This window comes from Brachybacterium sp. P6-10-X1, from assembly GCF_001969445.1.
GTDB lineage: Bacteria > Actinomycetota > Actinomycetes > Actinomycetales > Dermabacteraceae > Brachybacterium.
In genome coordinates, this window is sequence record NZ_CP017297.1 from 741,395 (window position 1) to 756,129 (window position 14,735).

A 14,735-nucleotide genomic window follows, 5' to 3' on the forward strand; every position below is an offset into this window, starting at 1 on the left:
TCGAGGGTGGCTCAGGGGTGCGCAAGGTCTCAGAACTGCTCGTTCCCGAGGCGACGACCCCGCGTGACTGAACAGTATCTCATCGATACACTGCTGTATCGAATACGAACATGTCGTGGATGCAGGAGTGCATCGCCCGGGAGGTCCTGTGTCCTCGTCCCTGTACCGACTCGGCCTTCTCATGGCCTCCCTGCGCTGGAAGATCGTCGCGGTGTGGATGATCCTGCTGGTGGGGATGGGCGGCCTCGCCGTCGGCCTCGGCGGCACGTTCTCCTCCGCCATCGAGATTCCCGGCACCGAGGCCCAGCGCGGCATCGACCAGCTCGCCGACCGCTTCCCCGAGATGGGCGGCACCTCGGGCCAGGTCGTGCTGGTGGCCGAGGACGGCACCACCGTCGATGAGCACCAGGACGAGATCGACGACCTCATGGACCGCATCGCGGAGGTCGACGGGGTCGCGGCCGCCCCTTCGCCCTTCGATGACGCCTCCCCCGGCACCCGCACCGATGACGACACCGCGATCATCGCCCAGTTCCAGATGGACGGGCAGCAGGGCACCTACCCCGAGGAGTCCGTCACCGAGCTGAAGGACCTGGTCCGGGCCGCCGACACCCCGACCCTGGACGCGAACATCGGCGGACAGGTCCTGCAGAGCTCCGAGGTGCCCTTCGGCGCCGGCGAGATCGTCGGCATCGTCATCGCCCTGCTGATCCTCGCGATCGTGTTCCGCTCCTTCGTCCCGGCCGTCATCCCGATCGTCACCGCGATCGTCGGCGTGGGCGTGTCGATGCTGGCCGTGATGGCGCTGGCCGCCGGGGTCGAGATCCCCTCGGTGACCACCGCGCTGGGAGCCATGCTCGGCCTCGCCGTCGGGATCGACTACGCCCTGTTCATCCTCTCGAGGCACCGCGACCAGCTGACCGCCGGCGAGGACGTCCGCGAGTCCATCGGCCGCGCCCTGGCGACCTCCGGCAGCGCCGTCATCTTCGCCGGCCTCACCGTGATCATCGCCCTCGTCGGCCTGTTCGTCACCGGCATCCCGTTCCTGACCATCATGGGCGTCGCCGCTGCGGCGACCGTCGCCCTGTCCGTGGTGGTCGCGCTGACGATGCTGCCCGCGATCATGGGCCTGCTCGGGGAGCGGCTGCGCCCGCGGAGGGTCCGTCGGCTGATGGCCGCGAACGACGGGGTGCTGCCCGCGGAGGATCCGGAGCGCAGGCGCCGGCGACCCTTCGGCACCGGCTGGGTCCGCCTGGTCACGAAGGTCCCGGCCGTGACCATCCTGCTGGTGGTCGTCGGCGTCGGCGCCCTCGCGATCCCGATCAAGGACCTCGAGCTGGCGCTGCCGGACCTCGGCACCGAGCAGCCCGGCACCCCGGCCCGCGACACCTACGACCTGGTGGCCCAGGAGTTCGGCCCCGGCTACAACGGTCCCCTGCTGGTCACCGCCGACATCATCAACACCACCGACCCGCTCGGCGTGGTCGAGGACCTCGAATCCGACATCTCCTCGCTGGAGAACGTCAAGGAGATCCAGCTCGCGACCCCCAACCGCGGTGCCGACCTGGCCGTGGTGGCGGTGATCCCCGAGGGCGGGCCGACGGACGCCTCCACCAAGGAGCTCGTCCACTCCCTGCGCGCGAACGCCGGGGACTGGGAACAGGAGTACTCGATCTCCGACGTCACCGTCACCGGGGCGACCGCCGTCGGGATCGACGTCACCGACAAGCTCTCCGACGCGCTGGTCCCGTTCGCGATCTTCGTCGTCGGCCTCTCCCTCATCCTGCTGGCCATGGTGTTCCGCTCCATCTGGGTGCCGATCAAGGCCTCGCTGGGCTACCTGCTGTCCGTGGCCGCCGCCTTCGGCGTCACCGCGATGGTATTCGAGTACGGCTGGTTCAACGAACCGCTGTTCGTCACCGTCAACGGCCCGGTCGTGGCGTTCATGCCGATCATGGTGATGGGCGTGCTGTTCGGCCTGGCCATGGACTACGAGGTCTTCCTGGTCTCGCGGATGCGCGAGGAGTTCACCCACACCGGTGATGCCCGCGCCTCCATCGAGAAGGGCTTCACCGCGAGCGCCCCCGTGGTGGTCGCCGCCGCGCTGATCATGGTCTCGGTGTTCGCCGGCTTCGTCACCTCCGGCTGGTTCATGCTGCAGCCCATCGCCGTGGGGCTGGCCGTCGGCGTGCTGGTCGACGCCTTCGTGGTGCGCATGACCCTGGTCCCCGCCGTGCTCGCCCTGCTCGGCAGGCACGCCTGGTGGCTGCCGGGCTGGATGGATCGGATCCTGCCCAAGGTCGACGTGGAGGGCGAAGGCCTGCATGCCGTCCTCGAGCACCGCCGCTGGACTCAGGAGCACGGCGCCCATGCCTTGCGGATGCAGGATCTGACCGCCCCGCTGGTCGGGGACACGGGCCGGATCGGCCCGCTGACCGGCGCCGTCGGATCGGGCACCCTGCTGGTGGTGCGCTCGGCCGACGACGCCGCCCGCGCCGCCTTCCTGGCCCTGGCCGGAGGGCGGCTCGAACCCGACAGCGGGCTCCTCGCCGTCCACGACCGCCTCGCCCCCGACGACCTCGGAGCCATCCAGGGCCGCGCGCACTGGCTGCCGGCCGGCGCGGACGTCCCCGCCCGGCTGCGGGAGATCCCCGATCGGCACCTGGGCCGCGCCGTGGTCGTGATCGAACGGCTCGAGGACCTCGTCCACGGTGCCACCACCACCGACGACACCCTGATCCAGCGCCTCGACGCCCTGCTGGCTGCAGGGGCCACCCTCGTGGTGGGCTCGCGAGCAGCCGGCGCCACCGAGGCCGAGCGCCATCTCCAGGCCGCACTGCGCGATCCTCGCCGACTGCTCGCGCTCGCCGTCCAGCGCTCCACCGCCTCCGCCCCCGAAGGAGCCCACGTATGACCCGCCTCAAGCATCCGCGCACCGTGCTCGTGGTCCTGCTGCTGCCGCTGCTGGTGGCAGGGCTGGGACTGTGGGCCCTCAGCGGCCGTGTGGACCGGCTCGACACGGTGCCCGCCGCCGTCGTCAACCTGGACGAGGGGGCCGAGGTCACCGACGCCGACGGCGAGACGCAGACGGTCCCCTTCGGCCGGCTCCTGTCCGGATCGCTGACCCAGCCCGGCACCGTCGAGGGGCAGGACGCCCCGGAGACCACCGGCTTCGACTGGCAGCTGACCTCCCAGGACGACGCCGAGCAGGGTCTGCAGGACGGTACCTATTCCGCGGTGATCGTGGTCCCGGAGGACTTCTCCGCGAAGCTGACCACGATCGGCACCACCGATGCCGTCCCCGCGATCCTCGAGGTCACCACCAACGACGCCAGCGGCCAGATCAACGCGCTGGTGGGCTCCGCTGTGGCCGAGGCCTCCGCCTCCACCATGGGCGGTCAGATGGCCCAGCAGTACCTCGACGGGCTCTACCTGGGCTTCAACGACCTCAAGGACGGGTTCTCCCAGTCGGCCGACGGCGCCGAGCAGCTCGCCGACGGCGCCTCCGATCTCGAGGACGGTGCGCACGAGCTCGCCGACGGCACCGCCGAGCTGGCAGACGGCACCACCCGGGCCGCAGAGGGGACGAAGGAGTTCTCCGGCGGGGTGTGGAGCCTCGCCGACGGCGCCGGGCAGACCGCTGACGGCACCCAGGAGCTCGCCGACGGCCTCGACGACCTCGCCACGGGCACGAGCACCGCGGCCGGCGGCGGCGACGACCTGGCCACCGGCCTCGATGACCTCGCCACCGGCGCCGAGGACCTCGCCGCCGGGGTCGGGCAGCTGCAGACCGGCATGTCCGGCACCGAATCCGAGCCCGGGCTGCTCGACGGGGCGAACCAGCTGGCCGCCGGCGTCGAGGGCGACGGCACCGCCGAGAACCCGGGACTGGTCGCAGGAGCGGACCAGCTCGCCACCGGCATCGAGCAGTACGCCGAGGGCGTCTCCGCGGCCGGCAGCGCCGTGACCGGCGACGGCACCGCCGAGAACCCGGGCCTGGTGACCACCGCCCAGGGCGTGGCCGACGGCACCGCCGAGCTCGGCGAGAGCGCGCAGCAGCTGGCCGACGGCATCCAGGGCACCGAGACCGAGCCCGGCCTGCCGGAAGGCGCTCAGGACGTCGCGGACGGGGCGGCCGCCCTGTCGGCCGGTCTGGAGGGCGAGGGCACCGAGCAGGACCCGGGGATGATCGCTCTGGCCGAGCAGATGAAGGCCAGCGCCGACGCGCTGCTCGAGGAGGATCCCGAGGACCCGAACGCTCTGGCGCTGCAGGCGCAGGCCGAGGGCATGCTCGAGTACGCGAACGCCGTCGACACCGGCCTGAACGGTGACGGCACCGCCGAGAACCCCGGTCTGGTCGCCGGCACACAGGGCATCGCGGACGGCTCCTCGCAGCTGCTCCCCCTCGGTCCCCAGCTCCAGCAGATCGCCGACGGGCTCAACGGCACCGACCAGGAACCCGGCCTGGTCCAGGGCACCCAGGGCATGCTCACCTACTCCGAGGGGCTCGAGACCGCCTTCGCCGGGGACGGCACCGAGCAGAACCCCGGCCTGACCGCGTCTGCCGATCAGCTCGCCACCGGGGCTCGCGCGAGCGCCGAGGGCGCCGAGGACCTGGTCACCGGCGTCACCGGTCTGCGCGACGGCCTCCAGGCGTACTCCGACGGTGTCGACGATCTCGCCGAGGGCGCTGACCAGCTCGCCGAGGGCACCCGGGCCAGCGCCGACGGCGCCGGGGACCTCGCCACCGGCCTCGACGACCTCGCCGCGGGCACCCGCGCCTCCGCCGACGGGGCCGGTGCCCTCGCCGACGGCAGCACCCAGCTGGCCGACGGCGCCACCGAGCTGGGCCACGGCTCGGACCAGCTGGCCTCCGGCAGCGAGGAGCTGGCCTCCGGCAGCGGCGAGCTCGCCGACGGCACCGAGGAGCTCGCTGACGGCACCGAGGAGCTGGCCGGCGGCAGCGAGGATCTCGCCTCCGGGCTGCGCGAGGGCGCTGAGGGCGTGCCCAGCTACACCTCCTCCGAGCGCGATCGCATGAGCGAGATGGCCGCGAACCCGGTGACCACCGACGTGGACCGCCAGAACGAGGCGGACGGTGCGACCACCGCGACCTTCCCCTTCGTCACCGCCCTCGCGCTGTGGCTGGGGGCGTTCGCCAGCTTCCTGCTGCTGCCGGCCCTGTCCCGGCGTCTGCTGGACCGGGCGGTGCCGATGGGCCGAGTGGTGCTGCGCTCACTGGCGCCCGCTCTGCTGATCGCGGTGGTGCAGACCATCGCGGTGCTGGCGGTGCTCACCGCCGTCGGCATCTCCCCCGTCTCCCCGGTGACGGTGGGGGTGGTGGCCCTGGCCGGGGCCGGCATGTTCGCGGCCCTGCACCAGGCGCTGATGACGCTGCTGGGCGACAGGATCGGCCGGATCGTCTCGATCCTGGTGATGGTGCTGCAGGTGGTGACGCTGGTGGGCATCGTGCCGCTGGCGACCGCTCCCCCGCTGCTGCAGTCGATCAGTGCGCTGCTGCCGCTGCCGATCGTCACCCAGGGGCTCGTGCACGCGGCCCTCGGCGGCTCCCTGGTCTCGACCTCGGGCACGCTGCTGTCGATCCTGGCCTGGGCCGCGGTCTCCCTGGTGGTGACCTTCGCGGCCTCCCGCACCGCCCGCCGCGCGGACCGTTCCGACCGGGTGCCGGTGGGGGCGGCGGCGACGGCCTGACCCACGGGAAGGCCTGGCTCACGGGAGGGCCTGGCTCACTGGAAGTCCCTGGATCGGCCGGCGGCTGCCAGGTCCAGGGGCGCCACGTCATCGGCCACGAGGTTCACCGCCCCGCTGCGGTTCTCCACGATCCCACGCAGCACGATCGCCCGGGCGGTGCGCAGCAGCGCCCGGTGGCGCACCCAGAAGCCCTGCGAGCACACCACGTTGAGGATCCCGGTCTCGTCCTCGAGGCTGAGGAAGGTGACGTTCCCGGCGGTCGCGGGTCGCTGGCGATGGGTGATCACGCCGCCCACCCGGATCCGGGTGGAGTCCTCGACCTCGCGGGTGCCGCCGATCGAGAGCACCCCGTCGGCCGAGAGCTCCTCGCGCACCAGGACCATCGGGTGATCGTCCAGGGTGATGCCGGTGGCCCAGGAGTCCGCGGTGGCCAGCTCCGCCTCGCTCATCCCCGGCAGCATCGGCGCCTGGGCCCCGACCGCGAGGTGCGGCAGGGTCCCCGGCGACTCCTGGGCGGCCGCTCCCGCGGCCCACAGCGCCTGCCGACGGGAGGACGCCAGCGCATCCAGCGCCCCCGCGGTGGCCAGCGCCTCGAGCTGCCGGGCTGTCAACTGCACCCGGCGGGCCAGGTCCGGGACCGAGGCGAAGGGACCGCCGCGCTCGCGCTCGGCGACGACCCGCTCGGCGGTCTCGGTGCTGATCGTGCGCACCTGGTCCAGGCCCAGCCGGATCGCGGGGCCGCGGGCGGCCTCCTTCCCCCGGATCTGCTCGCGGGGCTCCTCCCCGATCCGGTAGCCGGCATGCTCCGCGTCGGTCTCCAGATCGCTGCGGGCACGACTGGCCAGCACGTCGGGCCCGCGGGTGAGCACGCCGTGCCGGCGAGCATCCGCGACCAGCGACTGCGGAGAGTAGAAGCCCATGGGCTGGGAGCGCAGCAGCGCCGCGGTGAACGCCGCCGGGTAGTGGCACTTCAGGTACGAGCTCGCGTACACCAGGTACGCGAAGGAGTAGGCGTGGGACTCGGGGAAGCCGTAGTTGGCGAAGGCGAGCAGCTTGCGGTGGACCGCTTCGGCGTCCTCGCCGGTGATGCCGTGGTTCGCCATCCCGGCGAACAGCGCGTCGGAGAGCTCGAGCATCTTCTGGGTGGAGCGCTTGGATCCCATCGCCCGGCGCAGCTGGTCGGCCTGGGCGGGGCTGAAGTCGGCGACGTCGACCACCATCTGCATCAGCTGCTCCTGGAACAGCGGGATCCCCAGCGTGCGGCCCAGGGACTTCTCCAGCAGCGGGTGAAGGTAGGTGACCTCCTCCTCGCCGGCGCGGCGCCGGATGTAGGGGTGCACGGACCCGCCCTGGATGGGCCCGGGCCGGATCAGCGCCACCTCCACCACCAGGTCATAGAACTCCCGGGGCCGCAGGCGCGGCAGGGTGGAGATCTGCGCACGCGACTCCACCTGGAACACGCCGATGCTGTCGCCCGCGCACAGCATGTCGTAGACCGCCGGATCCTCCTGCGGCAGGGTGCGCAGCTCGAAGTGCTGGCCGTGGTGCTCGGCGATGATCCGCAGCGCGTGGTCCAGGGCGGTGAGCATCCCCAGCCCCAGCAGGTCGAACTTCACCAGGCCCGCGTCGGCGCAGTCGTCCTTGTCCCACTGCAGCACGGACCGGTCCGCCATCGCCGCCCACTGCACGGGGCACACCTCGATCACCGGCCGGTCGCACAGCACCATGCCGCCGGAGTGGATGCCCAGGTGGCGCGGGGCGTCGCGCAGCTGCTTCGCGAGGTCGACGACGTCGTCGGGGACGTCGGCGTCGGCCAGGGAGCTGAAGGAGCGCTCGATCCGCTTCGAGAACGCGTCCTGCGCGCCGGTGTCATAGCCCAGCGCCCGCGCGGCGTCGCGCACCGCGAGCTTCGCCCGGTAGGTGATGACATTGGCGACCTGCGCGGCGTACTCCCGACCGTAGCGATCGTAGACGTGCTGGATCACCTCTTCGCGGCGGTCCGAGGCGATGTCGATGTCGATGTCCGGCGGCCCGTCCCGCTCCGGGGCCAGGAAGCGCTCGAACAGCAGCTGATGGCCGACGGGCTCGACCGCCGTGATGCCCAGCGCGTAGCAGACGGCGCTGTTCGCCGCGGAGCCCCGGCCCTGGGCGAGGATCCCCTCCCCGGCGCAGAAGTCGACGATCTCGTGGACGATGAGGAAGTAGCCGGGGAAGTGCAGATCGGTGATGACCTGCAGTTCGTGGTCGATCTGCGCCCACGCCCCGGGGACGCGCTCGGGGCGGCCCGCGGTGGGACGGGGCCCGTAGCGCTCCCGGCCCTCGATCTCCACCAGCTCGATCAGCCAGCTCGTCTCGTCGTGCCCCGCGGGCACCGGGAACGGCGGCAGGTCCGGGGCCAGCAGCCGCAGATCCACCGCGCAGTCCCGGCCCAGTCGCGCGGCCTGGGCGATCGCGCCGGGATAGCGCGGCAGCAGCTGGGCCATCTCCTCGCCGCTGCGCAGGTGGGCCGGCCGGGAGGACAGGTACGGGTCGGCGTCCGCGAGCGGCACCCCGGCGCGCAGGGCGGCATGGGTGTCCGCGAGGCGTTTGTCGGCCGGGCGTGCGTAGTGCGCGTTCGTCGTCGCCACCAGCGGCAGGGAGACCGCGTCGAGCCCGTGGTCCTCGCGGACCAGGCGCGCGCCCTGGGCGAGGGCGTCGTGGAGCTCGTCGGCCTCTCCCCCGCCGCCGGCGACCAGCTCGACGGCCACGTTCCCCGCCCCGAACAGGTCCAGCACACGGGTGATGGCGCTCGCCGCGGCGTGGGCGGCGGCGTCCAGGTCCCCCTCGGCCAGGTGCGGGACGACGGCGCGGGTCACGGATCCCTTGCGGCAGCCGGTGAGGATCTGCCAGTGCCCGGTGCGGGCCAGACGGGTCAGCTCCGCCAGCCGGTAGCGGGGCGCGGCCTTCTCCCCGCTGTCGAGGTGGGCACGGGCGATCGCGGCCGACAGCTGCCGGTACCCGGTCTCGTCGCGCACCAGTACCAGCAGGTGCTCCCCGGCGGGGTCGGGGACGCCGGTCCGCGGTGCGGAGGTCACGGGGGTTCCGCTCGCGCTGCCGGCCCCGGGCTCCAGCCCCAGGGTGAGCTCGGCGCCGAACACGGTGGCCACGCCCTGCTCCCCCGCCGCCCGGGCGAAGCGCACCGCCCCGGGCAGGCCGTCGTGGTCGACCAGGGTGATCGCCCCCAGCCCCAGCCGGGCGGCCTGCTCGGCCATGTCCTCGGGGCTCGAGGCACCGTCGAGGAAGCTGAAGTGCGAGTGGGCGTGCAGCTCGGCGTAGTCGACGGTGCGCGCGGGACGGTACGCGTCGTCGGTGGCCTTCCCGGCGTGCTCGACGACGATCGGCGGGGAGACCAGCTCGGCGGGACGATCCGAGAGGATCGCCTCGATGTCCTTCCACGCGGGCGGGCCCAGGAACCAACCGGCCATCAGGCGCTCCTCCTAGTCATAGAGCCCCTCCAGCATCCAGCTCCCGATGCGCGACAGCGCCAGCACGGCGGTCTCCTCCTCGTGCGCCGAGCGCACCACCAGCTGCAGCCTCGCGGAGCGGGCGCCGTGCGGCGTCCACCAGCGCTCGTCGATCACGGCGGGGGCGCCGTGGGCGAGCACCGGATGCGCGGAGCCGGCCCGCAGTCCGAGGCGCTGCAGGACCGGGGCGCCGGGGGCGGTGACCAGCAGACGGGCGGGCGAGGCGCTGAGCAGCCCGCGGGCGGTGACCACGACGGGGCGGCCGGCGGCATCCTCGAGCACCACCGGCGGCAGCTCGCGGAACACCGTGGCGGGCACGGGGCGCGGCAGGGAGCCCGGCCAGGGCCCGTCCCGTCGGGCGGGCTTCTCGCCGCGCCAGGGCACGAGCTGCACCTCGTCGGCCAGCAGACGCCCGCCGACGAGGGCGGGGACCTGGACGGCGTCCTCCCCCGCCAGGCCCTGCGCCCGGGCGAAGGCGCGCGAGGCCCGCACGGCGGCCTCCCCGGCGCTGCCCCACAGGGCCGGGGCGCCCTCCCCCGCCGGGGCGAGCTGCAGCGGGTGCAGACCGATCCGGGTGATCGCGCCGGTCGCGGGGCCGCCGAGTCGCGAACGGGTGATCCAGCCGTCGCACTGCCAGCGGATGCGGTCCACGACGTCGGCGACGCTGAGCGCTCCGTCGTGCCGCCAGGTGCGCTCCATCTCCTCGCCGCCCTCGGTGCGGGCCACGATCCGCAGCCGGGTGCACACCAGCCCACGGTCGACGAGCATCGCGTGCAGCTCCTCGGCCAGCGGGCGGGCGATGAAGGCCGCCTGGTCGGTGCGCACCAGCGGGGTCTCCAGCGTGGTCTCGGCGAGGATCGGCTGGGTGGGATGGTGCGTCGCGGGCGGGGCGGGCTCCTCGCCGCGGGCCAGCAGGTGCAGGGTCGCGACGTCGGGGCCGAAGCGGTCGGCGACCGCGGCCGACGGCAGGGCGGCGAGCTCCCCCAGGGTGGTGATGCCGAGCCGCTGCAGCAGGTCGACCGTCTCGGCGAGGTCCAGCCGGCGCTCGGGACGGGTCGCCGAGGGCTGGCCGCGATGCCCCCAGCCGGGGCCGACGGGTGCGCCGGCCAGGGCGGCGATCGGGTGCGGGGCGAGGTAGTCGGCGCTGCGGCCCTCACGCACGATCCGCCCGGGCGGGGAGGCCAGCAGCGCGGCGAAGGGGCCGTCGGCGATTCCCACGGCGCAGTCCCAGCCGGTGAGCTCGGCGACGGCATCGAGGATCCGCTCGGCCAGCACCTCCTCCCCGCCCTGGTGGCGAGCCGGCCCGCGGGCCGACATCAGCAGCACCCCGGGGCGCAGCACGTCCACGCCCGCCGCGATCGTGTCCACCGCGGCGGCGACCAGTTCGAACAGGGCCGACTCGTGCTCCCGGTCGGCCTCCAGCACCAGCGCCTCGGGGCAGGCGGCGCGGGCGGCGCGGCGGGTCATGCCCGGCAGCGCCCCGGTCCCCTGGGCCGCGGCGCTCGCGTGGGTGACGCGGTGCTGGTCGAGCAGGAGCACGGGGTCGTGGGCCGGGTCGACGGCCGGGTCAGTGGGCGGGTCGGCCGACGGGGCGCCGTCGGGGGTCTCGTCGTCGGGGGTCTCGTCGGCCGTGCGGCGCTGGTGGCGATCCAGCGCGGCCACCAGCGGCCAGTCCGGGACGGTGACGGCGACCGTGCGGGTGGTGGCGCTCATCATCCGGCCCTCGGCACCGGATCCAGGAGGCGGATACCGGCTGGGGCGGCGATCTCTGCGGGAACCGAACGCCCCTGCGGCGCCTGCGCGATCAGCCCGCTCGCCTGCGGCAGCAGCACCTCGACCTCCCGGTGCCCGGCGATCCCACGACCGGTGGAGGTGACCGCGAGACGGCGCCGGCGCAGCCGCCCCGAGCCCGCGCCGAGCCCGGTCCAGGCGTGGGTGGCCGAGCGCAGGGCGATGTCGGCGCGCCCGGGCGGAGCGGCCGCGAGGACCAGGGTGTCGGCGGTGCGGGCCCGGCTCAGCAGGCTGCGCCACAGCGCGGGGGTCAGGTCGAGATCGGGGCCGAGCACGAGCACCCCGACCCCGTCGGCCAGGGCGGAGAGCACCTGGGGACGCTGCTCCCCGTGCGTCGGGGCGAGGGCGAGTCGGCAGGGGTCCAGCCCGGCGTCGAGGGCGGAGCGCAGACCGAGATCGGGCATGCCGGCGACGGCGCACCAGGAGTCCTCCCCCGCCGCGGCGACGGCGAGGGACAGTAGCACGGAGGTGCTCGCGGCGCCCTCGATCGCGACGGAGCTGCCCGCGCGCAGACTGCCTCGGGGGAACAGTGCCGACAGCGGGCCCGGCACCGGGAGGCGGGTGCCCAGGCCGTCCTCGAGCTCGGCGGTGGTCTCTCGGCCGGGGTCGGGAGCGCCCGTGGGGTCGGGGCCGGACGCTCCCGGGTGCAGGGAGCGCCCCCGCAGGGCGGTGCGGTCGATCCGTCCGCCCCAGCGGGCCGCGCTGCGTTCGGCGGCGCCCAGGGCGGCGCGGGCCCGGGCCAGGCGGTCCTCGCGACCATCGTGGTCGAGGTCATCGTGGTCGTTGTGGTCGTTGTGGTCGTTGTGGTCGTTGTGGTCGTTGTGGTCGTCGTGGTCCGCTTCAGCGGCCGCCACCTGCAGAGGCATGCTCATGATCCACCTCCGTCCCCGATCCGCGGGAGCAACACGTACGACTCGATGCCAGTTCGATGTGTTCGAACAACTGTTCGAACTCTACGCCTCGCGGATCGGGAGTCAAGCTGTGCAGGTCGCAGGTTCGAACGTACGTACGGAGTCTGCGGCAGGGGTGGGACAGACGGCGGAGTGATGGTTCAGGGGTGGATGCCGGGCGCCTCGGGTGTTGCGTGGCGGGGCCGGTCGGGCACTGGGGGTCGAGTGTCGGGTCGCGGTGCGTCGAGAGTGGCACTCGGAACGGTCGCGGGCTCGAGCAGGTTTCGAACATCGTTCTCGGTGATGCTTCGGTGCTCCCTGACAGAGAATTCTTCGCAGTCATCCATGTGTGGTGTAGTGCCGCGATCTTTCCTCCACAATGGATGGTTTTCCACAACGCGCAGGTCTTGGCGTGACGCGCGGGTCCTCGGCGTGGGGGCCACACCCCGGAGCCCGGTCGAGCGGTGCGCCCCGCCATGATCCGAGGCGGTCCAGGCCGGCTCGAACGGGATCGAGTCGGGCCGGACCGAGCTGGTTCGGATCGGTCTGTCACGGCCTCGGGGTTCGGTCTCGGGGTCGTGGGGTGGGGGTTGGTTCTGGTGTTCTCCGGGGTTGCCTTTCCTCCACATGGGGTGGTTATCCACATTTTCTGTGGGGTCGGGGTCGTGGGTTTCGATTGTCGGGGTCGGGTCGTAGTGTGGGAACACGTCGACATCGAGGTCGATGGTGTTGTCCGCAGTGGTGCGGGCGATGATTGTTCGGGATGGGAGGTGAGGGTCGTGGGTGAGGAGTTCGAGTCCGATCACGGGCCCGGCGACGGTCCCCCGGTGCCGTCCCGTCCCGTCTCCCGCGGCCCGTCCGGCTCTGATGCCGGTGACCAGCCCGCCGCGTCCCCCGGGAGTGCATTCGGTCCGGTGGTTGATCGACACAAGCAGCGGGCCGAGGACCAGACCGCCGATGCCACCGACGCTGTGGCGTCCAGTGCTGCTGCCTCCGATCCCCCGGCCTCCGATCCCTCGACCACCGCCGGGGACACGGTCTCTGCGGCCACGGCGTCTGGTGCTGCCGCTGATGGCCCTGCGGCCGCTGGTGATGCCGGGGCTGTGCTTCCGGTGCGGGCGTGGGCGGTGGACGCGCGGGTGCCGCTGACCGGTGAGCGGATGGTGAAACTCGCGGGCGTCGAGCCCGCCAGTGACCAGGCCTACCGCGTCCTCCACCTACATGCGACGGTGCGCGAACGCACCATCCTCTACGCCCGCCAGCAGGAACTGCTGGTGGAGTTCTTCACCGACGACCCCGATACCGACGGGCTGATCGATGAGGCCGACATCTCCGCGATGAAGATCGCCACCGGCATGCGCCTCACCACCCGCCAGGCCGAACGACTCATCCGCGACGCCCACCGATCCGTCGACCTCATGCCCGCCACGTTCACCCATCTCGCCGCCGGGGACATGCCCGAAGGGTTCCACCAATACCTGCTGCGCCACGTCCGCTCCCTCACCGACGAGCAAGTGGTGATGGTCGATGGGCACGTCGCCGGGTGGGATCTGAGAAACATCTCCCGGCACACGTTCGAGACCCACCTCAAAACCCTGATCGTCCGCATCACCGCCGGCACCCTGCCCGTGCCGCCGCAGACACAACGACGCGTCGATCTCGAGATCACTGACCCCACGTGCGGGCTGGCCACGTTGATGGTGACGGGGCCGATCCCGGAGATCACAGACCTCGCCCACCGCCTGGACGTGACCGCCCTGGTGGTGCAGAAAGCCCAACGCGCCGCCCTGCACGACACAGACACCGGTGAGATCCCCTTCGACATCGACGAGACCCTCCGCGACCGCGGCAGACCCCTGTCGTTAGCGGCGCTGCGGTACGCGATCTTGACCCGCACGATGCTTGATACCGGCCCGGTGCCCGAACCCGCCAGTGCCTACAAGCTCCTGGTGACCGTCCCGGCCATGACGCTGCTCGGTATCGAGGACGCGCCGGGGTTGATCGAGGGCCTCACCCCGATCCCGGCCGAACAGGCCCGCGCCCTGGCCGCGGGGATGAACACCTGGCAGCGGATCCTCACCGACCCCACCACCGGGGCCTACCTCCCGGCCACCGCCGATACCTACACCCCCACTGCGGCGATGCGACTGCAACTCCGGCTGCGTCACCCCGTCTGCGCCGCTCCCGGCTGCACCCGCCCCACCGCGCTGGCGGCCGAGGATGACCACATTGAGGAGTTCAACCACCATGACGCCACCCAGGGTGGGGCGACGGACCTGGCGAACCTCCACCGCCTGTGCTGGCTGCACCACACGATCAAAACCGCCGGCCACATCGACCCCCACCGCGACAGTGCCGGGAACGGGGCGAACAGTCCCCCGGCAACGACCAGGCCTCCGGGCCCGCCACCGGAACTGCTCGACTTCCCGCCCGGGTCCCTGCACCTGGATCCTCTGCCGTTGGATCCTCTGCCGGGCCCGACTGCCCCGCGCGAGCATGCCCACGCGGTGGTGGAGCCGACCGTGACCTGGTGGGACATCGACGACACCGTCCACACCACCACCCGAGACGACGTCGACCTCCTCACCCCCACCCTCGCCCGAGCACTCGATACCGCCTGGGCCGCCCACCACCGCGCCCGTGAGATCGCCCTCCACCACCGCGAGATCGAAGCCCGCCGCCCCCACCGCGACCGCGTCACCGAACAACGAACAGCAGAAGCCACGCGCTTCACCCAACGCCACCACGGCAGCTCACTCCCCGACCCCAACACCCCGCCCGACCACCGCCACGACGACCCCCCACCGTTCTAGAGAACGACGCCGCGGGCCCACCGGCC

Annotated in this window: 6 protein-coding genes; 3 read left to right on the plus strand and 3 right to left on the minus strand. The window is 72.9% G+C overall.

Features of this window, described 5'->3' with window-relative positions; translation table 11 throughout:
* Positions 1 to 148: 148 nt before the first annotated feature.
* On the plus strand, positions 149 to 2,914 hold the full coding sequence (locus BH708_RS03350) for an MMPL family transporter (RefSeq protein ID WP_076806617.1): 2,766 nt from the start codon (positions 149 to 151) through the stop codon (positions 2,912 to 2,914).
* Complete coding sequence (locus BH708_RS03355) at positions 2,911 to 5,712, plus strand: YhgE/Pip domain-containing protein (RefSeq protein WP_076806619.1); 2,802 nt, start codon at positions 2,911 to 2,913, stop codon at positions 5,710 to 5,712. Before BH708_RS03350 ends, BH708_RS03355 begins: the two co-directional genes overlap by 4 nt.
* Before the next feature lie 35 nt (positions 5,713 to 5,747).
* On the opposite strand, the gene BH708_RS03360 is transcribed toward BH708_RS03355, so the two are convergent.
* The 3 genes from BH708_RS03360 to BH708_RS03370 are packed head-to-tail and all read right to left on the minus strand — an operon-like array spanning position 5,748 to position 11,878.
* On the minus strand, positions 5,748 to 9,176 hold the full coding sequence (locus BH708_RS03360) for an error-prone DNA polymerase (RefSeq protein ID WP_076806621.1): 3,429 nt from the start codon (positions 9,174 to 9,176) through the stop codon (positions 5,748 to 5,750).
* 12 nt (positions 9,177 to 9,188) lie between these two features.
* Entirely contained in the window at positions 9,189 to 10,931 is a 1,743-nt protein-coding gene (locus BH708_RS03365) for a DNA polymerase Y family protein (RefSeq protein WP_076806622.1), read from the minus strand.
* Positions 10,928 to 11,878: a hypothetical protein gene (locus BH708_RS03370; protein WP_253705459.1), complete on the minus strand. Its 951-nt coding sequence runs from the start codon at positions 11,876 to 11,878 to the stop codon at positions 10,928 to 10,930. Before BH708_RS03370 ends, BH708_RS03365 begins: the two co-directional genes overlap by 4 nt.
* Before the next feature lie 932 nt (positions 11,879 to 12,810).
* On the opposite strand from BH708_RS03370, the gene BH708_RS03375 reads away from it, so the two are divergent.
* The gene (locus tag BH708_RS03375) at positions 12,811 to 14,709 is read left to right on the plus strand and encodes an HNH endonuclease (protein ID WP_157235719.1); all 1,899 of its coding nucleotides are present in this window, start codon (positions 12,811 to 12,813) and stop codon (positions 14,707 to 14,709) included.
* Positions 14,710 to 14,735: the final 26 nt, after the last annotated feature.